Here is a 25599-nt window from a genome sequence, read left to right as displayed (position 1 = left end):
GGTAGCGTTCCGAAAGGAGCGCTATCTTAGTAAAAGAATTTTGAGATTAATCTATCTGATATGCATTTTCATTTTCTGTACCTCTGCGGCACAGAACGTTCTTCCTTTGGATACCTTGAAGCTGAAGGAAGCCAAAGATATGCTGGCCGATGACTACGGAAATCTGTACATCTATAAAAACAAGGATTTCAGCTTTACCAAGTACGATTCTTTGGGGAAGCAGATTGGGAAAATGATGCTTACAGTTCCTTATAAGGTACAGTCGGTACAAAATCCTCTGACTTTATCTTTGTTTTCGGAGAATGCCCAGGAAATGAAATTTGTAGACCAGAATATGAATGAAATCCAGCGTATTGATTTCAAACAGAAATTTGGTTTTATCAAAATGGCTTATGCTGAAGATCTACAGCAGTTATGGCTATTGGATGACAGTACAAAGAGACTAATACAGTATAATTTCAGAAATGATACCACCATCAACGCATTTCCTTTTGATATCAGTTTCGAGGATTTGATGGATATGTTGGTATATGAAGGTAAAGTTTATATTCTTACTAAAAAACATCTCAGAATTTATAGCGTAAAGTTTGAAAAACTCTTTGAAGCTCCGGTGGATAACGGAAAAAGATTCAGAAGAGAGAATGATAATATTCTGGTTGTTACTAATAATTCAATTCTAAAATATGTTCCTGAGAAAGGGATGAGTGTCATTTTTGAAGATCCCGATGCACAAATTGTGGATAAAAACATCCTTTCTTATTTTGAAATCAAGGGGAACAAGCTTTATCTTTACAGCCTTGAAAAAGTAAAGAAAGCCAGACAGCAGAAACAACAGGAAGCTGAGCTTCAGATCATAGAGAAATCTACCGGGAAACCTGTAGAAAATACTGAAGAAAAGCCCGATGGAGAAGCAGAAAAGAAATCTTCTGACAATACATTGGAACAGTTGATTGAAAACACTTCCGAAGTGCAGGCTGCAGGTGTAGAAAAGCTTATCAATTAATCAGTTAATACAAGGAAAAAGAATATGCATATTGCAGTTACAGGAAACATCGGAGCAGGAAAAACAACTTTAACCACGATGCTTTCCAAGCATTACGGATGGGACGCACAGTTTGAAGACGTAGATCACAATCCTTATCTGGAGGATTTTTATTCGGATATGAGTAAATGGAGCTTTGCATTGCAGGTATATTTTCTGGGAAGCAGATTCCGTCAGGTAAAAGAGATCAGAGAAAGTGGGAAAAATATTATTCAGGATCGTACGATCTATGAAGATGCCCATATCTTTGCGGAGAATCTGAACGATATGAATCTTCTTTCAGACAGGGATTTCAATAATTATTCATCTGTTTTTGATCTGATGAAATCTTTTGTTTCGGCGCCGGATCTTTTAATTTATCTGAAATCAGACGTTCCGAATCTGGTAAAGAAAATCTACAAAAGAGGACGTGAATATGAAGCATCTATCAGTATTGAATATCTATCAAAACTGAATCAGAAATATGAAAAATGGATTTCCAACTATACAGAAGGTAAACTTTTGATTATTGAAGTGGATGATTTGGATTTCGTTGAAAAGCCGGAAGATTTCGGATTGATCCTGGAAAAAATTGAAACAGAATTGAACGGATTGTTTTAACAAACTTTTATCAGAACATTAAGATAACATCCACTGAATTCTTGTTAAATTTGTTACAGGAGAGTTTAATTTTTTAAAATCATTAGAAATGTTAGTTAAGGTTTTACATAACGGAAGCTGTTCAAAATCAAATGCAGTATTAGAGTATCTTGATGAAAACGGAGTACCTTTTGAGATTATCAATATTATTGAAGATCCCTTGAGTATTCTGGAGATTAAAACCGTATTGAAGAAGCTTAATCAGAGCGTTTTTCATATCATTAGGAAGACAGATAAACTGTATACTGATAACTATGCAGACAAAAATTATTCTGAAGAAGAATGGATAAAAATTCTGTCTGAAAACCCTTCACTGATCCAGAGACCGATTTTGGTAAAAGGTTCGGTAGCCATGTTGGGAAGGCCTATTGATAATGTGAAGTTCTTTATTGAAAAATAATAATTGATTATATATATAAAAGAGTCCGTTTTACAAGCTAAAACGGACTCTTTTTATTTTATACTTTTCTTTTGGAATAACCGCCGGAAACTTAAATGGGTTTAAGGTGTTTTTTTCTTTTTTCCTTTTGGTTGCCGGATAGTGTAGTATAACGCTTCCAGTTCTTTTGGAGGGTTGCCGGCGTCAAATGTTGCGGAAGTGTAGGTTGTTCCTCCAGAAGTAATGAGAAAAGTTGCGGATAAGGCCTGATCAGAATATCTGCCTGTAGTAGGAGACTGAAGTTCTGATATTTTGGAGAGATCAAGAGCTTCTGCCTGTCTGGAGATATTATCCCATTCGGAAGGATTTGTTGTATATTTTGTGGAATCGCCATTTAAAACAGTGATTTTAAAGGTTGGTGTAAAAATAGAATTTCGATGGATTCCCCTTGTCATCTCTGTTAGCTGTATTTTTTCAATTTTTTTTTGTTTATCGTTTTTTGTTGTTTTTATTTCATTATTATCTTTTTTATTTTGATTAGCGCAACATATTGTTGATGTAATTAAAATAATACTCATTAATGTTAAAAATACCTTCATTGTGTTATTTTTATTTTATTTAATATTTTATTGAATAGTTAAATTGTTAAGTAATTTAATTTTATATATTTGCTAAAATATAAAAAATATATTAATGAGAAAATCTACTATTTTTAAATCCTCTTTAGCCGTATTGTTTTTTATGGGCGTTGGATTTTCAAATGCACAGAAGAGAGATGGTGGAAAGCCATCAAAAAAAGTGTGGGAAAAAAGAGAACTTGATCCTAAAGGAATGGAAAAATGTGGGACTGTTGAATATGAAGACAACTTGCAGAAGAAGTTTCCAGACAGATTATCATCAGAGAAGTTTGAAGCATGGATTGCTCCTTTGATTGAAAAGGCAAAAGCAGACAAGTCTCAGATTGGAAATGTAATTACAATTCCGGTGGTAGTACACGTTATCCACAGTGGTCAGAATGTAGGAGTAGCTCCAAATATTTCTGACACTCAGGTAATGTCACAGCTTACTGTGATGACTAACGACTTCAGAAAAAAAGTTAACACTCCTGGTTTTAATAACAACCCAATTGGTGCAGATACTGAAATAGAATTTGTACTTGCAAAAGTAGATCCTAACGGAAATCCTACCAATGGAATTGATAGAGTAAATCTTTGTAGAGATTACTGGGGAAGAGGTGATGAAAGCCAAGGGTATACAAATTATCTTGACAGTATTGTAAAGACTAAAACAATTTGGGATCCAACCAAATATATGAACATGTGGAGTGTGGACTTTGCAGATAACGGTTTATTGGGATATGCCCAGTTTCCTTCTAATTCTACACTTCCGGGTCTGAATCCTAACATGGGTCTTGCAGCTACGGATGGAGTTGTTGCCGGATATTCTACTTTCGGTAGTATGGATTATAATGACGGTACATTCATTATGCAGGCTGGTTATGACAGAGGAAGAACGATGACTCATGAAGTAGGCCACTTCCTGGGATTAAGACATATCTGGGGAGACTCTGCATGTGGTAATGATTACTGCGCAGATACCCCTACTGCACATACTGCAAATTATCAATGTAATGCTTCTATACAGAGTTGTAATGATCCGAACGTTTTTGAAATGGTTCAGAATTATATGGACTATACCAATGATACCTGTATGAATATCTATACTAATGATCAGAAAACAAGGATCAGAACGGTGATGGATAATTCTCCAAGAAGAATGGAGCTGAAAGCTTCTACTAAAGATCAGGCTATTCCTTTATTTCCAAATGATGCTGAAATAAAATATGATGGCGGATGTTCCATAGGAGTTGTTAATTGTGGGCAAGGATCATTGCGTCTGCTTATTACAAACAGAGGTACCGCTAATCTGACATCGGCTGTTATTACTTACACCATGAGTGGAGGTACTGCTCAGACATTTAACTGGACAGGAAATCTTACTCAGGATAAATCAAGTGTGATAAATATTCCTGTTGACGCATCTATAGCATCTTCAGGAGTTTCCTTCTCTATTGCTTCTGTAAACGGAACAACGGATCAGAGAAGTACTAATAATACTACATCTGGTGACTATGTGAAACCTGTAGCACCTCAGTATTTTGGAACAACTACGGTTACCTTCAAATTACAGAGAGACAGATGGGGACAGGAGACAAGATGGAATCTTAAAAACAGTAGTGGACAGATTGTAAAATCCGGAAGATATGGTAATACCGAAGATGGTGATCCAGATCCGGCTCTTATCACTCAGGTATGGGATTTACCTACAGATTGCTATGTGTTTACAATATCTGATGATTTTGGGGATGGTTTAACTGGACAATTGGCTAATGGTGCAAGTGGATATGCAAAACTAACTGTAGGTTCTTCAGGGACAGGACAGACTATATTTGAAACGAATGGTGAATTCTCTTATGAAACTAAAGCCTTTACTACAAGAGAATCTTTATCAACTACAGAAGTAAATAAGAAAAATACTTTTGGAGTATACCCTAACCCGGTTAATGATATTCTGAATGTTACAGGACTTTCCGGAGAATCTCAATTTGAAATTCATAATACTGTAGGACAAGTTGTTAAAAAAGGAAAAATTAGTGATAATCAGATTCATGTAGCTGATCTTGTGAAAGGAGTTTACGTGATTACGATTAATAATGCTAAAGTTTCAGAAAGCATTAAGTTCGTTAAGAAATAATAATAAATACAGCAAAGTATTAAGCTGATAAAACCGTCTCAATAGAGGCGGTTTTTATTATTAAAAAAATGATTATACATTTTGAGTGAGGGTGAAGGTCAAAAAATAAGAGACAGTCAATGATGGTTTTTGACTCAGAATTAATTCTTACCCTTAATTCACTTTATTTTAATAGATTAAAATATTAAAAAATAAGAATAGTTTTTAATGAATAGAGCTAAAAAAAAACCGTTTCATTTAATTATGAAACGGTTTCTTTTTTACAATAGAATAACGCCTTCTATTTTTGCTACTTCTTTATAAATTTTCACTACCTGATCTGCATCTAAAACAAATGCATTAATGTTGCAGGCTGTGTATTTTCCATTTTTGCTTTCGCGATTTCCCAATGTAAATTTGATACCATCAAATACTTTGTAAATTTCTGTGAGTTTTGATTGGTCTGTAGGAATAATAAATTTAAATAAATAATCCTCAGGAAAATCATGATGACCTTCCAGTTTTTCCTTTAAAGATTTATAAAAGTCTTCAGGATTTGCGTGTTGATTTCCTTGTAATATATCCATCTGCAATTCTAATATAATATATAAATATAACGAATTTTTTTCTATTTTCCAAATGGTCCCAGCAGTGACTTGGAGTTCTGGTGCTCGTAATCTTCAATAATATTAAAGAGTCCTGCTACCAACTGTTCAGAAGCAAGCTGGCTTAATCCACCTGAATTTACGGTATTCTTATTTCCTCCCAGAAGACTTCCGAGGAAGTTACTTCCCGCTAAAGATGTATTGATGGTTTTTACAATGCCATATTCATTAAGCTTTTCATCCACCTTTGGAGCGATGGCAGCAATAAGCTGTTGTGAAGTTTTTTCCTTAAGGATCTGTGTTGCAGTAGTTCCTTCAATGATTCGCGTTACATCCTGCGCGTTTAAGCTGTTTACAGCACCCTGCAGAATGGGCCTTGAAGTATTTACGGTATAGGCTGCTGCCTGCGCAATATAATCTCTCTCTTTAGCAACTAGTGATGGCGCTATCTTTTCCAGCATGGAGTTGATCTCTCTAAGTTCTTTAGGAAGAGCCTTGTCTACCATATTATTCTGTAAGAAGGCTTCTTTGTTGGTATAAATACCCATTCCCTTATCAATGCCATTGAGTAGCATTCTTTTAATAATAGAAAGCCCCATATCAGATGTGGCCAATGTTGTACAGGATTGTACAGAGGTGGTAATAACAGCACCGGTTCCTATGATAAGAGCGGCTGCAACGATATATTTTTTCATTGATCTTTTTATTGCTTTTTTCAAAAACTGCACCAAAGGTAAATACTATTTTGTATTTAACAAAATATTAATGATTAGTGAATTATTTGGTGATTTTTTGAGTTGAAATCATGATTTTGTTATTAGTGATGTGATATTAAATTAGTGTTTATTTTATATTTAAATTCACAAAATATAATCATATTTATGTTTTTACGTAAAAAAATACAATTGTTTTTAAATTTTTAAGATATCTTAACATAGTTCGGTTTTTTTTATATTTTTGACTAATGTCTTCTTTTGAGAAATTGAATGCTTCGAAATGAGACATTGTTGAAAATCTGATTGTACGAATAAAATTGAAACTATATGAAACAACGTAATGTAAAATATTCATGTCTCATTGCTGTTCTATACTTTGGTATGAATGTCAATGCTCAGACTCAGCCTAAAGATACTGCTGCCAAAGAGCAGAAGATCGACGAGGTGGTTCTGATCGGATATGGATCGCAGAAAAAAGAGAATGTGACCGGTAGTATCGGAATCGTTTCTGCTAAAGATTTAGCGAATAAACCGAATGCCAACCCAATTAGTTCTATACAGGGAAGGGTAGCAGGTGTACAGGTTTTAAACTCCGGAGCACCGGGAGGTTCTCCCAGAGTGGACATCAGAGGAATTAGTTCATTAACTGGGAAAACTGTTTTTATTGTTGATGGAATGATTACAGATGATATCTCATTCCTAAGCCCTCAGGATATTGAATCTATGAGTGTGCTGAAGGATCCTTCCAGTTTGGCAATTTATGGGGCCAGAGCATCCAATGGTGCTGTGATCATTAAAACCAAAACCGGAAGAGGTAAAAAACCAGTTTTTAATTTTAACTCGTATCTAGGAATTAAAACGGTAACGAACGTTCCTAAAATGGTTAATTCAGATCAGTATCTACAGCTGTATAATGAGAAACTAATCAATGATAAAGTAAAAGACCCTGTATTTTTAGACAGATCATCTTATCCTGCAGATACAGATTGGTTCAAAGAGATTTTGAGAACAAGTATCATTAACTCGAATGATATTTCGGCTTCAGGAAACCTTGGAAAGCTGAACTATTATGTAAGTGCCGGAAATCTTCAGGATGAAGGAAATTTGGCAGCAGGACAAGGTATTAATTCAGGCAGTGGTTTTAATAGATTTACAACCAAAGTGAATTTGAGTTATAAAATTACAGATAATATAACCATAGGTAATAATTTCACTTTTTCAAAAATGCGTACAGATCATGTAAATAATACTTTGCTGGACGCTTATTCATCTCCTCCAGTTTATGCTCCAATTAATCCGGCTACAGGGGATTACCAATATTTTACATTAGCAAAAGTCCCTAACTCCAGAGCAAAAATGGATTTATTCAGATCTCAGACAAGAGAAGAAAGACTGCTGAATAATATCTGGGGAGAATATAAATTTTTAAAAGATTTTACTTTACGAATCAGTTATAGTTCTGATAATATTAATTCGAATAAATACGAATATACCCCAACATTCGGTTACGTTCCTGTTGCCGATCAGAAACCAAATAAATTAATAACAAGAGATTCGAGAACCAGAAATTATATCTGGGATAACACATTAAGCTGGAAAAAAGATTTTGGAAAACATAATGTAGAATTACTGGCAGGTTTCTCCAGAACCAGAAACTCCTATTCTCAGGCCTATGCAGAAGCTTTAAACGTTAATTATAACGGAACAAATGCTTCTCTGGATATTTCTAAAGGAACGGATATTTATAAAACAAGTTTCGATGAAAAAGAAAGAAATGTTATTCCTTATCAGGACAGAATTGAATCCTTTTTCGGAAGGCTTAATTATGATTATGATGGGAAATACTTAGTGAATGCATCGGTTCGTAGAGATGGAACTTCTAAGTATTCTGCGAATGACAGATCTCGTGTATTTCCTGCTGTAAGTGCAGGATGGGTAATTTCCAGAGAAAACTTTATGAGTGAGCAGAATGTTGTTAATCTTTTAAAATTAAGAGCAAGCTGGGGGAAGCTGGGTAATCCGGATGTACAGAGAGCTTACACTCTAAATACTACTAAACTGGAGGGAGGAGCTTATTATGGAGATTCCGGATATCCTGCAGAAACAATAGACAAAGTTATAGACCCGAATATTGGCTGGGAAACAACAACAGGTAAAGATTTCGGATTGGAAATGGCCATGTTCAATAATAAACTGAAAATAGATGCTACTTATTTTGATAAAGATACCAAAGATGTAGTGTATGGTATTGTTCAGGGAATGGTTTCCGGTGCTTCTAACTGGAATAATTATATTACGAATGCGTACTCTTTTAATAATAAAGGATTTGAATTTTCGGTTAATTACGATACTAAGATTAATGATCATATAAAAATCGGTGTATATGGAAACTTAACCACTTTAAAAAATAAGATTACCTCTGTTTTAAATGATTCATACTTAAATGCAGGGGCCAGTTTATATGGTAATTCCATCATAAGACTTCAGGAAGGACAGGCTGTAGGTTCATATTATGGTTACCAGGTGGCAGGTATTTTTCAGAATAAGGCAGAAGTAGATGCATCGGCGGTTCAAAATGGTGCACAGGCCGGAGGGTTTAGATTTGAAGATTTGGATGGAAACGGAGTGATCGATGTTAGAGATAAGACATTTTTAGGAAGCCCTATTCCAAAAGGAACTTATGGATTTGGTGTGAATATGAATGTATATGACTTTGATTTTGCTATTGATTTTCAAGGGGTGTTCGGAAATAAAATTTACAATTTCAACAGAGAGCAGCGCTATGGAAATGAAAGCTGGGATCTGGATTTTTACAATAACAGATGGCATGGTGAAGGAACATCCAATACCTATTCAATGGCAACCAATAACCAGGCTATTATTTTACCCAACAGTTTTTATGTAGAAGATGGAAGCTACATAAGAATCAGAAATATTCAGGTGGGATATAATTTACCTCAATCATTTACAAAATCGATGTCGATTACAAAGCTAAGATTATATGTAAGTGCACAGAATCCATGGACAAGTTTCAAATATAATGGGTTCTCACCTGAAGTTTTAAATACCGACAGGGTACAAATGGGAGTGGATAATAATATTTATCCAATTTCAGCCATTTATACTTTGGGTCTTAATTTAACATTTTAATAAGAAAGAGTTATGAAAAAGATATTTTTATCAATCGCATTATTATCACTTGCAGCAAGTTGCAATGATTATTTAGATATAAAACAGGAAGGGTATACGGAAGCTGCATCATTTTTCAAGACACAGGAGGATGCAATGCTGGCAACGAATGCTATCTATAGTTTTCTGAGAAGTTATGATAATTCAGCTTTTCCCTACCAATTTGTTTTTGGAGTGCCTGCAGATGATGTTGTTAAAGGTTCCAATCCCGGAGATGCTTCTTTTATCAATGTTTATGATAACTTCACCTATACTGTAAGTGATGAGGGTGTAAGAGGATACTGGATCGGACAATGGCAAGGACTAAATAGCTGTAATCAGGTGATCACGAATGTTCCGAAAATTGAAATGGACTCAGCACTGAAAACAAGATTGGTTGCAGAAGCAAAAATGCTGAGAGCCTATATTTATTTTAATTTAGTAAGGATATATGGTGGAGTGCCTATTTTTGACGGCCTTCAGGCCAATTATAAAGTTCCGAGAAACTCAGTAGAAGAAGTGTACAATTTTATTATTTCTGATCTTACCAGTGCGGCAGAAATTCTTCCTCAGACTTACCCTGCTTCAGATTTAGGGAGGGTAACAAAGGGAGCCGCATTAGGATTGCTTTCAAAAGTATATCTTTATAAAAAAGACTGGCAGAAAGCCTATGATACCTCTAATCAGGTGATGGCAATGGGATATGATTTAGATCCGGATTTTAATCATGTATTCAGACCTTCAGGTGAATTTGGAAAGGAATCTGTTTTTGAAGTAAACTGTGACTGTATCCCTCCATTAAAAGGAAGTCAGTATGCTGAAGTTCAGGGTGTAAGAGATCAGTTTGGCTGGGGCTTCTTTACCCCTTCTAATGCTCTTGAAAATGCATTTGAACCAGGTGATATCAGAAAAGAACTTACTATCCTAAGAAACGGGGAAATTACTCCGGAAGGCGATTTAATTGCAATGGGGGATGCTCAATCAGTAACCACTTATAACCAAAAGGTATATGTACCAAAAGCATTGAATAAAAGTGCTTGTGGATATGGATCTATTCAGAATATCAGAATTTTAAGATTTGCTGAAATTCTTCTGATCAATGCAGAAGCAGCTAATGAATTAGGAAATACTTCTGTAGCTACTACAAATCTGAATAGAGTAAGAGCTAGAGCTAAGCTGGCAGGAACTACGGCTTCAACACAAATAGCCCTTAAAACCGCAATCTGGAATGAGCGCAGGGTAGAACTAGCCATGGAAGGAGATCGCTTTGTAGATCTTGTAAGAACAGGACAGGCTCCTACAGTTCTTGCTTCTTATGGATTCAAAGCTGGAAAAAATGAATTATTCCCGATTCCATTTGATGCCATCACTGAAAGTGCTGGGGCATTTACACAAAATCCAGGATATTAACAGATAACCATAAACTAGAGGAGAGTGAAAATTCTCCTCTACTTTTATAACCAGTAAACCAATACCAATGAAAAGGACCCTATTATCAATTGCAGTAACTTCTTTATTCTTTGCTTATTCCTGCAAAAATGCTCACGTTTCAAAACAGGAACCACCAAAAAGTAATATAGTTAAAAGTACTGTTACGGATGAACAGCTGATGGATAGAGTACAGCAAGATGCTTTAAAGTATTTCTGGGATTATGCGGAACCCAATTCTATGCTGGGAAGAGAACGTTATCACGAAGACAATATCTATCCGGATAATGACAAGCATGTCATCACAACAGGAGGATCTGGATTTGGATTGGCAACTTTACTGGTAGGAGTGGAAAGAGGATTTGTTCCAAGAAAAGAAGCTGTGAAAAGATTAACCCATATTATGAATTTTCTGGCAAAAGCAGATCGTCATAAAGGGGCATGGCCACACTGGATCAATGGGGAGACCGGAAAAACGGTTCCTTTTGGAAAGAAAGATAATGGAGGAGATCTTGTAGAAACAGCATTCCTTACTTCAGGGATACTGATGGTTCGTGAATACTTTAAAAATGGAAATGCAGAAGAAAAAAAATTGGCTGCAAAATGTGATGAACTCTGGAAAGGAATTCAATGGAACTGGTACACCAAAGGAGGTGAAAAAGTACTGTACTGGCACTGGTCACCGGAATATCAATGGGAAATGAATTTCCCACTTGAAGGTTATAATGAATGTCTCATTACTTATATCCTTGCCGCATCTTCCCCTACATATTCCATAGATGCTGAAACTTATTATAAAGGATGGACCCGAAACGGGACCTATCTTACCGACAAAACAAAATACGGATTGCCTCTGTATGTAAAACACAACTATGCCGAAGAATATGGCGGGCCGCTTTTCTGGGCTCAATATTCATACATCGGGCTTGATCCGACAGGATTATCCGATAAATTGGTGAAAAACTATTTTGATATTAATAAAAATCAAACCCTTATTGATTATAAATACTGTGTTGAAAATCCAAAACAATGGAAAGGTTACGGACCAAACTATTGGGGACTGACGGCCGGATATACAAGAAACGAGGATGGAAGCACAGGCTATACGGCTCATATGCCAAATAATGACAATGGAGTGATAACCCCTACAGCTGCTTTAAGCAGTTTTCCGTACACTCCAAAAGAATCCATGGATTTTCTGAGGTTTATCTATACTCAAAAGCCTGAATTCATTGGATCAGCAGGCCCTTACGATGCAACTTCCATCAACTATAACAATTGGTTTACGCCAAGATACCTTGCCATTGATCAGGGGACAATAGCACCCATGATCGAAAATTACAGAACAGGATTTCTCTGGAAGCTATTTATGAATGCTCCTGAGATCCAGCAAGGATTGAAAAAACTAAGCTTCCAATCCACAAAATATGGAATAAAATAATTAAAAATAAAGCTCACTGATTTTATATGAAAAAGTTATTTATTTTTATATAAACCTCAAAAGATAAAATACTTAAGTTATTTAAAGTGACAGACCTTGTGTATCATAAGGACATATAAGTAGAAAATCAAAGATTTTCAAAAACTTAAGAGGACTTATATACAGTATTGTTTAAATTAACTTAAGAGAGCTAAGGTGTTTGGAATAAAACTTTTGTGGTTAACTATTGATGAGAACTGTAAAAAGATAAAACACAATAATCTGCTTAATCTGTAAAATCTGCGAGAGAAAAAATCTGCAAAAGCTATATGCATTCAATAGAAACAGGCTTTAGCCAAAACCTAAAAGCATCATGAAATTAAAACATATTCCCCTTTTATTATTGCCACTTTCTTTACAGCTTAATGCTCAGGAGATCAAAGCAGAACTGAACAAAGAGATCAAAAGACCGGAAAAAATCTCTTATATCCTGGATTATCCCCAGAATGCAAAAGGGAATGTTCCACTGATTGTTTTTCTTCACGGTTCGGGAGAAAGAGGGAATAATCTTGAAATGGTAAAAGCTCACAGTCCATTCACATATAAAGCCCTGATCAAAGAACCGGTGGCTATTCTGGCACCGCAATGTCCGGCAGATAGCTGGTGGGATACAGTAACAGTATATCACCTGATTAAGGATATCCAGAAAAAATATAAAATTGATGCCTCCAGAATTTATCTTACAGGACTTTCGATGGGAGGTTGGGGAACTTTGAAGCTAGCAATGGAGCATCCTGAAATGTTTGCTGCAGTAGCTTCAGTTTGTGCACCTACAGACCAGATGATGACGGCTAATATTGATCAATTTAAAGATTTGAATATGAAAATATTCCATGGTGGGATGGATGATGTTGTATTACCTGAAAATGCTTTTAAATTGTATCAGAAACTTCATCCTATAAATCCATCAGCAGAACTGGTGATTTTCCCGAATGACAATCATAATTCATGGGATTCAGCCTATTCAAATCCACAGTTGTATGAATGGATGCTGTCTAAAAAGAAAAATAAATAGAAATACAGGTTTCGTTAAACGAAAAAGACTAGATAGAAATCAAAACAATAATAATAAGAAGATAGATTTATGAAAAAGTTAATTGTACTTGCAACCCTGGCCCTTTCGCCGGTGTTTTCCGCTCAGGAAATGGTGGATAAGCCTGTACAGTCCTATCAGACTGCACAATATCAGGCCAAGAAGAAAGCCTTTGTAGACAATCTTTTATCTAAAATGACCTTAGATGAAAAAATCGGTCAGCTGAACCTTCCTACCTCCGGAGATTTTACTACGGGAATGGCTCAGAGTTCAGATATCGGAAAAAAAGTAGAACAGGGGCTAGTAGGAGGATTATTTAATATAAAAGGAGCAGACAAGATTAAAGCTGTTCAGAAAGTAGCCGTTGAAAAAAGCCGCCTGAAAATTCCAATGATCTTTGGAATGGATGTGATTCATGGCTATGAAACTACTTTCCCTATTCCATTAGGTTTAGCCGCTTCATGGGATATGAATCTGGTACAGCAGTCTGCTAAAGTAGCTGCAAGAGAAGCTGCATCTGATGGAATCAACTGGACATTTTCGCCAATGGTGGATATTTCCCGTGAACCAAGATGGGGAAGAGTGTCCGAGGGTTCCGGTGAAGATCCGTATTTAGGAAGTGAGATTTCAAAAAATATGGTATATGGTTACCAGGGTAAAGATTTGGCTAATGGTACAAATATTTTGGCATGTGTAAAGCATTTTGCATTATACGGAGCAGGAGAGTCCGGTAGAGATTATAATACGGTTGATATGAGCCATGTAAGAATGTTCAATGAATATTTTCCACCTTACAAAGCTGCTGTAGATGCTGGGGTAGCTTCTGTAATGGCATCTTTCAATGAAGTGGACGGCGTTCCTGCTACTGGAAGCAGATGGCTTCAGACGGAAGTATTGAGAAACCAATGGAAATTCAAAGGATTTGTAGTAACCGATTATACCGGGATTAATGAAATGGTTGATCACGGAATGGGAGATCTTCAGCAGGTTTCAGCACTGGCTTTAAAAGCTGGGGTTGATATGGATATGGTAGGAGAAGGCTTTTTAACCACTTTAAAAAAATCATTATCCGAAGGAAAAGTTACCCAGGCTGAGATTGATATGGCCACAAAAAGAATTCTTGAAGCAAAATATGACTTAGGTCTTTTTGATAATCCATACAAACACGGTGATGCCAAATTAGCGGCAAAAGAAGTATATAATTTAGAAAACCGTAATATCGCAAGAAGCATTGCTGCTCAGTCAATGGTTTTACTGAAAAATGAAAATCAGGTATTGCCTTTAAAAAAATCAGGAACTGTTGCGGTAATCGGACCATTGGTGAATAACTCTATGAACATGGCTGGAACCTGGAGTGTTGCTACAAAACACAGTGTTTCAGTTAATTTAATGCAGGGGCTTCAGGCAAATTACGGCAAAGAAGTGAAATTCCTTTCAGCAAAAGGGGCTAATATCGATTACGATGCCAAATTAGAAGAAATATATGCTGCTCACGGAAAGAAAACCGATAGAGATAACCGTTCAAAAGAAGAATTGTTAAAAGAAGCCGTTGATATTGCCAGTAAAGCTGACGTTATAGTTCTGGCGATCGGAGAATCTGCAGAAATGAGTGGAGAATCTTCATCAAGATCCGAAATTACGATTCCTCAATCACAGGTTGACCTGTTAAATGAACTGAAAAAGACCGGAAAACCAATTGCAATGATCCTTTTCACAGGTCGTCCATTAGCATTAACGAATGTAAAAGACACTCCCGATGCCATTCTTAATGCATGGTTCCCAGGTTCAGAAGCAGGAAATGCCATGGCAGATGTACTTTTCGGAAAAGTAAACCCATCAGGAAAACTTCCGATGACGTTCCCGAGAAGCCTGGGACAGGTCCCTATTTATTATAATGCTAAAAATACAGGCAGACCATTAGATCAGAAACTTACGGATAAATGTGAATACCAGAGATTCCGTTCCAATTATATGGATGAGTGCAATACGCCATTATATTCATTTGGTTACGGATTGAGCTATACGAAATTCAACTATTCAGATATCAGCATATCCAATACCAATCCAAAAGGAAACCAGGAGATTCAGGCGTCCGTTACCGTAACCAATTCTGGAAACTATGACGGTGCGGAAGTGGTACAGTTGTATATCAGAGATATGGTGGGAAGTATTACAAGACCCGTAAAAGAACTGAAAGGGTTCCAGAAAATATTTTTGAAAAAAGGAGAATCTAAAAAAGTAACCTTTACGATTACGCCGGAAAACCTGAAATTCTATAATGGAGATTTAAAATATGACTGGGAATCAGGCGAATTTGATATTATGATGGGAACAAGTTCTGATGAGGTGAAGCATTCAAAGATCAATTGGACAAAGTAAAAAGAGATATTTTTTTTCACAACAATGTGTTTTATATTTTTTTGGCATGATTTTTATTAATATCCTGCGTAGTTATCATATATAATACAAACGACATGAAAAAAACAATTTTATTGAGCGCAATGTTCCTGGGTACTATAGCATTTGCACAGCAAACGCCGGTATTAGGTGGCGATAAAGATGCTCACGGATGTATAGGTTCAGCAGGATATACATATTCCCAGATTAAGAAAAACTGTGTAAGAACCTTTGAAGAAAAGATCAAATTAAAAGAGGTTGCTACAAAAGGAGATTATATCGCAGCAGTTATTTTCAGTAAAGACATGAAGAAAGCTGAAATTTTTGTAAAAGATGTTGAACTAGGAAGCATAATTCTTAACAGAACAGGAAAAGCAAAAGTTTGGAAAAAAGATGGTTATGTGTTAACTCCCTACAAAAAAAGCGGTTACCAGCTTAAAAAGGATAATGTAGTAATCTATCAATAAAATCACATTTTTAAGGAAAAATGAAGTCACTCGAAGGAGTGACTTTTTTGTAGAATTAATTCACATAAAATAGAACTTATACATTGTTTATAACAATAATGTTTTTTGTAACTAAGAATGAATTAGTATCTTTATTTCCAAAATACTTTACCAAACTGAAAACATTAATAATTTAAATATGAAAAAACCAATTTTATTTAGCATGATGTTCCTGGGATCTTTAGTTTTCGCTCAACAAAAAACTCCGGCTTTGGGAGGTGACAGAGATGTTCACGGATGTATAGGCTCAGCAGGATATACTTATTCGCAAATCAGAAATAACTGTATAAGGGTTTTCGAACAGAAAATCAAATTAAAGGAAGTAGCTACAGATAAAAGTTATTCCACAATGACGGCAGTTATTTTTAGTAAAGACATGAAGAAGGCAGAAATTTTTATTCCGGAAGGAAATGCAAAAAGTATCATCCTTGATAGAGAAGGCAAAGGAAAAATCTGGAAAAGCGGAAGTTATATTAAAGAAACCTATGTTTTAGTTCCTTATAAGAAAGCAGGCTACCAGATTAAAAAGGACGACGTAGTCATTTATCAATAAGATCAAAATTTCAAAAAATCTAAGCCACTCGTAAAGGGTGGTTTTTTTATGAATATATATTAGACTTTAAATGTCTTCTTCTTTTTTTAGGAGCTTAATCCCGCTATCCACTCATACTCCTCACGCCATAGCGCTCCAACGCTCAATTCCTACACCTTTCTAACCTGTGTTGCGGGGTAACCGTTTCTATCGGGGCTATTTTTATGAGTAAAGAATGATATTACTTTTCAATACAGTACCATTTATACCTCATAAGTTAAAAAAATATTTTGTTATCCTGTAAGACGGTTCCCAAGCATTTTCGTTAAGCTGTCTTACATTGAAAATAATCTCAAAATAACACGACAGGTTCTGTCGTTGTGCTGTGGTAGATTTGTATAATTAGAATAGAGTATGATAATGAATCTGATATTGAAAATTTATATTAAATCATACCAACGTGATATTGTTATATTAAAAAAGTTACATTTGCAAAAATTTGAAAACTAATCAATAAACTCAAAACAACACGAGAATGAAAAAGATTTATCTCAGTGCATGTACTGTATGCACAATTCTTGGCATATCTGCCCAGAATGTTCTCTGGCAGAAAGATATCAAGTCCTCTACCCAGGATTTCCTTAGCCAGGTGACCACCACTATTGATCAGCAGTATCTTATCACAGGAAGCTCTATACAAAGCGATAAAGCTCAACAGGGAAGCAAGCAAAACAACGGCTATGATTTCCATCTGGTTAAACTCAATCAACAGGGAGATGAAGCCTGGGAAAAGTATTTCTCAGGAAATAACCATGATTACTTGTCAGCCACTGTAAGCACTCAGGAGGGAGGATTTCTTTTAGCAGGAACCTCATACTCCGGAAAAGGACTGGATAAGAAAGAAGATTCCAAAGGAGGTTCAGATATCTGGCTGATCCGGATCAGTGAATCCGGAGATGAATTATGGCAGAAAACTCTGGGTACTGCTTCCGATGAAGAAGCCAAATCCGTTATCCAGACTACAGATTTAGGCTTTTTTGTAGCCGGGAATGTACAAAACTCTTCCCAAGGGTATGGCTCCAAAGATGTCTGGATCACCAGACTCGATAAAGACGGAAAAGAAGTTTCCCAATTGATAGTAGGCGGAAAAGGTTTGGATGAAGTAGAGAAAATGATTCCTACAAAAGATGGTGGCGCCTTATTGGGAATTTATTCAAGGAGTTCCGAGGTGAAGAATTTCGGGGTAAGAAATCCTGAAAGTAAATCTTCAGATGAAAGATCTGTCAGTTCAACAGCCATTAGCCAGACGCCAAAAGCCAGCAGCAACTTTGGTGAAGGAGATTACTGGATTATCAAGCTGGATAAAAACGGAAAAGTAGAATGGGAAAAGAACTTTGGTGGTAAAGGAGATGACCATATCAGAACCCTGTCTTTAACCTCAAATGGTTATATTATCGGTGGGGAATCCAGATCCGAAAGATCAGGAAACAAGACTGTTGGAATTGAAGAAGGAACCGATCTGTGGCTGATTTCTTTAAATGAAAGAGGTGATGAACAGTGGCAGAAATCCTACAATTTCAAAAACCGTGATATTCTGATGGGAGCCAGTGTGATCCATTCAGGAGACGACAAATCCTCGAAAGGAATTCTGTTAGGCGGTTACACCCAGGCAGAAGGAAGAATAGAAAAAGATGATGAGACCTTCTGGATGATCTACCTGGATGGTAATGGAAATGAGCAGTGGCGAAAGCATGTAAGCGGAGAATCCAGACAGAAAGAAGAGAGACTTTCAGATTTGAAACTCAACAGAGATGGTTCTATTATTCTGGCAGGAACCAGTGCCAAAGAATTGGGTAAAGAAAACTGGAAGATTGTAAAGCTTGGCGATAAACAGGTCAATGATCTGATTGAAAAATATGATATCAAGATCTATCCCAATCCTGTATCTGATTATGCTTATATAGAAATCGGCTTTGATTTTAAAGAGGCTGATATTATGCTGTATGATATGAGTGGAAGACAGCTTCAAAGCTTGAAAACAAAGAACAATGTGACTAAGATTAATACCCAGGCTTTGGTACAGGGAGCTTATCTGGTTACCATAAAAACTGATACTAATAAAACAGCAAATGCAAAGCTGATCAAAAAATAAAAAACATTAATCATGAAGAAAGCTATCATTTGTGCAGCTATCTTGTCTGCTCATTTTTACTCTGCTCAGGAAGTAGCAAAGGGAAATCCTGGCTCAGGATCTGGAATAGAACTTCCTAATATAGACCCTCCTTCTCCTGAGTCTTCTTTCAGAACACAATTTGGTAATTTGGAAGCTAACGAATTTAAAGGAAATCCCAATATCAATATTCCGATTCATACGATCTCCGATAGTGGATTAAAGCATACAATATCTTTAAAATATGGTAAAGCCGGAGTAAAAGTAAACGATACCCCCAATACACTGGGGATGAATTGGATTCTGGATGCAGGAGGAGTTATTAACAGAACCATTTATGATAAGGCGGATGAATTTGGATATGAAAGACTTTTATTAAGTCTTAATGATCTCTCCCATCTGTACAGTCCACAAGGTGAAGGTGATCTGATAACTTATACTAAAGGGTCTTCTGAACAATATGACCACCAGCCTGATGTTTTCAGTTTCTCTTTTCCTGGTTATAGTGGAAGTTTTTATCTAGATGCTAATTTCCAGCCGGTTATTCTGACACAGGATAACAATCTCAAAATTGAAACGATAGGAGCATTCAAGGATAATCATTCTTTTATTATCACTACTTATGATGGAACAAAATATACCTTTGGAGGTACAGGAGCTACTGAAAAGACTTGGGTAAGGCTCAATGGAGGATTAAGTGGAGATACTAGTTTCTTTCTTACCAAAATAGAGAATACTGCAGGAAATAGAATTGAATTTTCATATTCTGAAATGAGATCTAATGCTACCATACTTGGTATAAGCGAACAGCAGTCATTGGATACACGACTAGTGGATGAAGGGCCTGCTGGCAGCGGGACTACATCATCTCCTTTATTGACTCCTTACAGCCAATCAATTAGAACGCTCAACATAACTGATCCTAAAATATTAACCCAGATTAGTACGGGAAGCGAAAAAATTACCATCAATTATTCAACAGATCCTTCAGAAATTTTTCAAAAGATTGGAAATATTGTGGTGTCTTCGGTTACCAGTTCCAATACTATTACCAACCGTATTACAGGTACAACGAATGTCAAAAAAATTGTATTCGATTATATCAACAATTCAGAAAGTGATCGTCAAAAAAAGCGTTTTTTCCTTGAGAAAGTGAAAGAATATGTAATAAAAAACAATCAGGAAACTTTTGTACAGGAACATAGATTTGAATATGATAATCCTCTTAGTCTCCCTGCAAGACTGTCAAGAACTACTGACTATCTGGGGTACTACAATGGAACCAATAATGGAAATACCTCACTGCCTAATCTGAATCTGTTTGGAAATACATATAGCTTGTTTAATAATGGCGGTTCTTATTACGCAGACAAATTACCCCGCTTTTCCTATGCCAAGTTAGGAACACTTACTTCTATCACTTATCCAACTAAAGGAAGAACAGTTTTTGAATATGAACCAGAACAGGCAAGAGAGTCGGTAAATGTAAAAGCAGAACATTATGTAGCTATAGGTAATGCACAACCTATTTTTAATGATGAAACATTGATTGATTATGAGCTGGTAGAAGCAAGACTTCCTTTGTCCTATGAAGCGATAAGCATATTTGATGCTTCACAAGTTACGGGCAGTCAAATACAGATAGAACTAAAGCTACATTCAAACGATTCTATAAATTTGGGAACAAAAGGAAAGGCTCTGTTTACTCTTGTGGAAAATTCTACAGGACAAGTGGTATATACAAAACAAATATTTTTATCCAAGAATTATAAATACATAGGGCTTACCGACAATTTAGTTATAAATAGTACTACATATACGATGAAATTCAAAATATTGGATGATTTTTGTAAAGAATGCTCAGCCACAGCACTCATCAGGTATAATGCAAAGGATAGATGGAATATTATTGATAATGGGAATGTCAGATTGAAGAAACAATATGATATTTCCGAAACCGGATCTACAAACATTAAAAGATTTTACTATAGCTCTTATAAAGATATCAATAATATAACTAAGATTCAACCTCTATATAAACCGGAATTCAGATCCTATAGATTTGATCAAAAAACTTATGCTCCCTTTACTGATCCCAATTCTGCTCCTCCGATTGGTGATACTAGGGTGGGTAGTTTATTTGAGACTATTTTTCATTCGGAACCTCAGGTTTCGATGGTAAATTTTGATTCTTTAGAGAATGCCGGAGCTTTATATAGTATGTATGATCCGATATATCCTAATGTAACAATCAGTTATGGTGGGGATCAATTTGAAAAAGGAGGTGAGGAAAAAGCATTTTCAATACCAGCTCCTGAATATAACAGCTATACCTTTAGAACTCCTACGGTGGATGGAATGCATACCAACTCCTTAAGTGATCTTAGTATGATCTCTTTATCTGCAGAGAACTCACTGTTTTGGAATGTTCCATTAGGGAATCTTAGTGGAAAGCTCTTATCCCATAGGGTATTCAACAATAAGAATGGACAGCTTTATTTGAAGAATGCGGTGAGAAATGAGTACTGGAAGAATTTGACAGGGGTTATATCAAGTGTTACGGGAGTTACGCTTTTTCCACTTGTTTTCATCCAACCGGGAACCAATGTCGGGACTTATCTTGATAATATGTACATCACAGCCTATAGGCTTCCTTCTTATTCTTTTGTTCTCAATAAAAGCATTTCCAAAGAATATCTGGAGGATGTTCCTTTGAATACTGCAGATGATTCTTTGTATAAAAAAATAACTACAGGCAGTGATTATCTTTATAATAATCCTGATCAGCAACTTTCAAAAAGTATTACTTCATTCTCTGGTGCAGGAATTAAGGAAACGTCTTATTTATATGCCAGAGAAAAAGGAAATCAGAAGCTGATCAGTGCCAGTATGCTGGGAATTCCTTTGGAGACAACTGTTGTCAATAAACAGAATTCAAGCGATTCCGGAAAAATCATTTCAAGAAACGAAATCAAGTACGATAATCCAGCTAATTTACTGCCAAGCTCAGTAATATCTTATGGACTTCAGAATAATATACCTTCAACAGAAATAATGTATGAGAGGTTTGATACCAAAGGAAATCTATTGCAGTATACCACCAAAGACGGTGCTATAACAGTTATCATCTGGGGGTATAATAAAACTCAGCCTATTGCCAAGATTGAAAATATACGGTTAACTGATATCCAGCAATCTTTTATAGACAGTATCGTGAATGCCTCTGATCTGGATGCTGCAGCCGGAGCAAATAATGATGAGAATAACCTACTTAATGCCTTTCAAACTTTCAGAGCCAATTTACCCGGGCATCAGGTGACGACTTACAGCTATGATCCATTAATTGGAGTAAGAAGCATTACCCCGCCATCCGGAATAAGAGAAACTTACCTTTATGATTCTGCCAATAGACTTGAAAAAGTAGTTGATGCTAACGGAAAGATCCTGAAGGAAATGAAATACAACTATAAAAACTAAAACCGATGAAAAAAATAATAATCCCCATAAGCATGCTGCTGATTACCCATTCAGTGCATGCCCAGCTTACCCCGCTCCCTAATACGGAGAATTACATACAGACCAAAACCTATCTGGATTATAATGGATCTGTTCCTACAAAATCTTCTGAAACAGTAGGATATTTCGATGGCTTGGGAAGACCTAAACAAGTTGTGAATGTAAAAGCTTCCCCATTGGGAAGAGATGTAGTCACTCACATCGAATATGATCAGTTTGGAAGACAGACAAAAGATTATCTTCCTGTCCCACAATCAGGAACTCAGAATGGTGCCATTATTGCCAATCCTTTATCCAATGCAACCCAACCTGGGATTTATGGATCAGAAAAGATCTATTCGGAAAAGATGTTGGAAAAATCACCTTTGGACAGAATTATGCAACAGATTCAGCCCGGTAACGACTGGGCCAATAAACCTGTAGGATTTGTATATGAAGCCAATATTCTGAATGAAGTATATCAATATACCACGAAAACAACATGGGAGAATGGAGCTACCAAAAGTGAACTCAGTCTATCTCCGGCTCTTGTGTATCCTCCCGGAACATTGTATAAAAATGTAGTAACTGATGAAGACGGGAATAAAACCGTGGAGTTTAAGAATGGAAAAGGTCAGACCTTACTGGTAAGAAAAATTACTACCGAGTATTTAGACACTTATTATGTGTATAATGAATATGACCAGTTGGCTTTTGTTATTTCCCCCAACGCTGTTAATAAACCAATAAATGAAACATTACTGAATGATCTCTGCTACCAATACCGCTATGATGGCAGAAACCGTCTGGTTGAAAAGAAATTACCCGGCAAAGGCTGGGAATTGATGGTGTATGATAAAGCAGACAGGTTGATTTTGACACAGGACGCTGTAATGGGATCCAAAGGTAAATGGCTTCTCACTAAGTATGATATTTTGGGAAGAGCGATCTATACAGGAGTACTGGTATCAACAGCCAAAAGAGCAGTATTACAGGATCTTATTAAAGACCTGGTCATTACCGAACCTCGCAGTGCCCAGGGATTTATCAGAAATGGGATGACGATTTATTATGTCAATAATTATTTCATGGTGGATACAGAAAGTATTCTAAGTGTCAATTACTATGATACTTATCCAGTATATGACTTTAATCCGCCATTTCCTTCCACCATTCAGGGAGTACCTACCTTAACTGAGACAATATCTTCAGAAGGAAGAAGTACCAAAGGGCTTCCTGTGATGAGTCTGGTAAAGAATATAGAAAATGACAGTTGGACCAAAAACTACACCTATTATGACACCAAAGCAAGAGCTATTGGAACTCATTCTATCAATCATTTAGGGGGTTATACCCAAACAGAATCCAGGCTGGATTTTGCCGGAGTAGCTCACAATGTTGTTACCAGACATAAAAGACTGGCAACCGATACAGAAACAGTGATCACAGAAAACTTTGAGTATGATCACCAGAACAGGCTGCTGGTCCACAAACATCAGGTGAATTCCAATCCTGTGGAAATCCTTACCCAGAATACATACAATGAACTTTCCCAGCTTGAATCTAAAAAGGTGGGTGGAGTTTCTGTAGGTTCTTCGCTTCAACAAGTTGATTATAAATATAATGTCAGAGGCTGGATGACCCAGATCAATGACCCTTCGAATCTTAATGGAGATTTATTCGGATATAAAATGAAGTATAACAATCCGGAATATTCAGAATTAACAATAGGCAGGTTCAATGGTAACATTGCAGAGATCGACTGGAAAACCTCTACAGATGGTATCTATAGAAGGTACAATTATAATTATGACAGCTTAAACAGAATGTTTCATGCTGTTTATAGTAAACCAGGTTCAACAGTAGAAATTACAAGTGCTTATAACGAATGGCTGCAATATGATCTTAATGGTAATATTAGCCGGTTAGACCGATATGGGCAATCAGATGGTAATAATCCTATACAGATAGATCAATTGTATTATACATACAATGGCAATAGATTAGCTTCTGTATCAGACGCATCCGGGAATTTTTCGGGATATCCTACCGGTGGTAATCCTATAGATTATGATGCCAATGGTAATATGACCGCTCATCCGGATAAAAAAATCTCATCCATCAAATATAATTACTTGAATTTGCCTCAACAGGTTACCCAAGATTCAAAAACAACTTATTATATCTACAGAGCGGATGGAACAAAGGTTAAAAAATCAGGAACTGCTGGCTTAGCTACAGATTATCTGGATGGTTTCCAATATACAGAAGCAAGCTTGAAATTTGTTCCTACTTCAGAAGGTTATTTTAATTTTGAAAATAATAAGTATATTTACAATTACGCAGATCATTTAGGAAATGTACGATTGAGTTATTTCAAAAATGGTACGGGAATAGAAGTTCTTGAGGAGAATAATTATTATCCTTTTGGGTTGAAACATGAAGGGTATAATATATTAGGAGGTAATCCTAGTTATAATTATAAGTACAACGGGAAGGAGCTGCAGGAGACAGGAATGTATGATTATGGAGCGAGGATGTATATGCCGGATTTGGGAAGATGGGGAGTTGTTGATCCGCTGGCGGAGAAAACAAGAAGGTGGACACCATATGTTTACGCAGCAGATAATCCTATAAGATTTATTGACCCTGATGGAAGAACTTGGGGAGACCCGAAAGACCAAGAGAGGTTAACGAAAAATGTTAATAATAGAATTGAGAGTCTTAATAAAAGTAATGCTGATATTCAAACCAAAATTGATAAAGGAGGTTTGAGCGAAAAAAAATTGGCTAAACTTAATGCACAAATGGCAGAAAATACAGCAATGATTGGAAATATGAACCAATCCCTTAAAGATATCCAGACTATTGCTGATGCTAAAGAAGTATTTTATTTAACAGGCCCAAGTCAAAATAATGGCAATCACGGAGTTGTAAAAACCACGGATAAAGATGGCAAAGAAAGAATAAATATTGAAGGCTCTAATACTGCGCTACATTTACACGAAACTCGTCATGTCGGGCAAGGATATGAAGCTGGTGGTTTGAGATTTAACAAAAGTGGTCAAATGCTAAATCCCGCTATAACTAAAGATAAGCAAGATTATGCAAAAGGAAAAGCTTTAGAAGTGGAAGCATATAAAGTTGGTTATTCATATGATACAGGAAGTTATCCTCTTCCTGCAAGTTCTTTAAACGATATTAATCCTACAACTCTAATGCAGATTGGAAATGGTGTTACATACCAAGGATTAGAAGACCCTAAAAAGAAATAGA

General features: G+C 36.2%; 17 protein-coding genes. 14 read left to right on the top strand and 3 right to left on the bottom strand.

Features of this window, described 5'->3' with window-relative positions; translation table 11 throughout:
* Positions 1 to 40: 40 nt before the first annotated feature.
* The 3 genes from M2372_RS01235 to M2372_RS01225 all read left to right on the top strand — a co-directional run bounded on the left by M2372_RS01235 (position 41) and on the right by M2372_RS01225 (position 2081).
* Positions 41 to 1003, top strand: coding sequence for a hypothetical protein (locus M2372_RS01235; protein WP_123318704.1), 963 nt, complete (start codon positions 41 to 43; stop codon positions 1001 to 1003).
* 24 nt (positions 1004 to 1027) lie between these two features.
* The gene (locus M2372_RS01230) at positions 1028 to 1642 is read left to right on the top strand and encodes a deoxynucleoside kinase (RefSeq protein ID WP_115971290.1); all 615 of its coding nucleotides are present in this window, start codon (positions 1028 to 1030) and stop codon (positions 1640 to 1642) included.
* Between the two features lie 88 nt (positions 1643 to 1730).
* Positions 1731 to 2081: an ArsC/Spx/MgsR family protein gene (locus M2372_RS01225; protein ID WP_115971289.1), complete on the top strand. Its 351-nt coding sequence runs from the start codon at positions 1731 to 1733 to the stop codon at positions 2079 to 2081.
* A gap of 101 nt (positions 2082 to 2182) precedes the next feature.
* Here M2372_RS01225 and M2372_RS01220 read toward each other — a convergent pair whose 3' ends face one another.
* Positions 2183 to 2515, bottom strand: coding sequence for a hypothetical protein (locus M2372_RS01220; protein WP_148060733.1), 333 nt, complete (start codon positions 2513 to 2515; stop codon positions 2183 to 2185).
* Between the two features lie 238 nt (positions 2516 to 2753).
* On the opposite strand from M2372_RS01220, the gene M2372_RS01215 reads away from it, so the two are divergent.
* Positions 2754 to 4814 (top strand): M43 family zinc metalloprotease, encoded by a 2061-nt coding sequence (locus tag M2372_RS01215; RefSeq protein ID WP_123318706.1) that lies wholly within the window; start codon positions 2754 to 2756, stop codon positions 4812 to 4814.
* A gap of 260 nt (positions 4815 to 5074) precedes the next feature.
* Here M2372_RS01215 and M2372_RS01210 read toward each other — a convergent pair whose 3' ends face one another.
* Both M2372_RS01210 and M2372_RS01205 read right to left on the bottom strand, forming a co-directional pair.
* Complete coding sequence (locus tag M2372_RS01210) at positions 5075 to 5380, bottom strand: DUF493 family protein (RefSeq protein WP_115971285.1); 306 nt, start codon at positions 5378 to 5380, stop codon at positions 5075 to 5077.
* Between the two features lie 41 nt (positions 5381 to 5421).
* Positions 5422 to 6093: a DUF4197 family protein gene (locus M2372_RS01205; RefSeq protein ID WP_115971284.1), complete on the bottom strand. Its 672-nt coding sequence runs from the start codon at positions 6091 to 6093 to the stop codon at positions 5422 to 5424.
* 348 nt (positions 6094 to 6441) lie between these two features.
* Between M2372_RS01205 and M2372_RS01200 the strand changes: the two genes are divergently transcribed.
* The 10 genes from M2372_RS01200 to M2372_RS01155 all read left to right on the top strand — a co-directional run bounded on the left by M2372_RS01200 (position 6442) and on the right by M2372_RS01155 (position 25598).
* Positions 6442 to 9264: a SusC/RagA family TonB-linked outer membrane protein gene (locus M2372_RS01200; protein ID WP_123318707.1), complete on the top strand. Its 2823-nt coding sequence runs from the start codon at positions 6442 to 6444 to the stop codon at positions 9262 to 9264.
* Between the two features lie 12 nt (positions 9265 to 9276).
* Positions 9277 to 10692 (top strand): RagB/SusD family nutrient uptake outer membrane protein, encoded by a 1416-nt coding sequence (locus tag M2372_RS01195; protein ID WP_123318708.1) that lies wholly within the window; start codon positions 9277 to 9279, stop codon positions 10690 to 10692.
* Between the two features lie 67 nt (positions 10693 to 10759).
* Entirely contained in the window at positions 10760 to 12151 is a 1392-nt protein-coding gene (locus M2372_RS01190) for a glucoamylase family protein (RefSeq protein ID WP_123318709.1), read from the top strand.
* A 352-nt stretch (positions 12152 to 12503) separates the two neighbouring features.
* The gene (locus M2372_RS01185) at positions 12504 to 13205 is read left to right on the top strand and encodes a prolyl oligopeptidase family serine peptidase (protein ID WP_123318710.1); all 702 of its coding nucleotides are present in this window, start codon (positions 12504 to 12506) and stop codon (positions 13203 to 13205) included.
* Positions 13206 to 13274: 69 nt separating this feature from the next.
* A complete protein-coding gene (bglX, locus tag M2372_RS01180) occupies positions 13275 to 15602 on the top strand; it encodes a beta-glucosidase BglX (protein ID WP_123318711.1) in 2328 nt (775 codons plus the stop codon).
* Between the two features lie 95 nt (positions 15603 to 15697).
* The gene (locus M2372_RS01175) at positions 15698 to 16087 is read left to right on the top strand and encodes a hypothetical protein (RefSeq protein ID WP_123318712.1); all 390 of its coding nucleotides are present in this window, start codon (positions 15698 to 15700) and stop codon (positions 16085 to 16087) included.
* Positions 16088 to 16265: 178 nt separating this feature from the next.
* On the top strand, positions 16266 to 16679 hold the full coding sequence (locus M2372_RS01170) for a hypothetical protein (protein WP_123318713.1): 414 nt from the start codon (positions 16266 to 16268) through the stop codon (positions 16677 to 16679).
* A 514-nt stretch (positions 16680 to 17193) separates the two neighbouring features.
* The gene (locus M2372_RS01165) at positions 17194 to 18810 is read left to right on the top strand and encodes a T9SS type A sorting domain-containing protein (RefSeq protein WP_123318714.1); all 1617 of its coding nucleotides are present in this window, start codon (positions 17194 to 17196) and stop codon (positions 18808 to 18810) included.
* A gap of 12 nt (positions 18811 to 18822) precedes the next feature.
* Complete coding sequence (locus tag M2372_RS01160) at positions 18823 to 22305, top strand: RHS repeat domain-containing protein (protein ID WP_123318715.1); 3483 nt, start codon at positions 18823 to 18825, stop codon at positions 22303 to 22305.
* Between the two features lie 5 nt (positions 22306 to 22310).
* Positions 22311 to 25598 (top strand): DUF6443 domain-containing protein, encoded by a 3288-nt coding sequence (locus tag M2372_RS01155; protein ID WP_123318716.1) that lies wholly within the window; start codon positions 22311 to 22313, stop codon positions 25596 to 25598.
* Position 25599 lies beyond the last annotated feature (1 nt).

Origin of the sequence: Chryseobacterium sp. BIGb0232 (genome assembly GCF_024810195.1) — a bacterium.
GTDB classification, from domain to species: Bacteria; Bacteroidota; Bacteroidia; order Flavobacteriales; family Weeksellaceae; genus Chryseobacterium; species Chryseobacterium pennae.
Note: the sequence above shows the minus strand (reverse complement) of the source record. Positions and strands in the feature narration are given on the sequence as shown.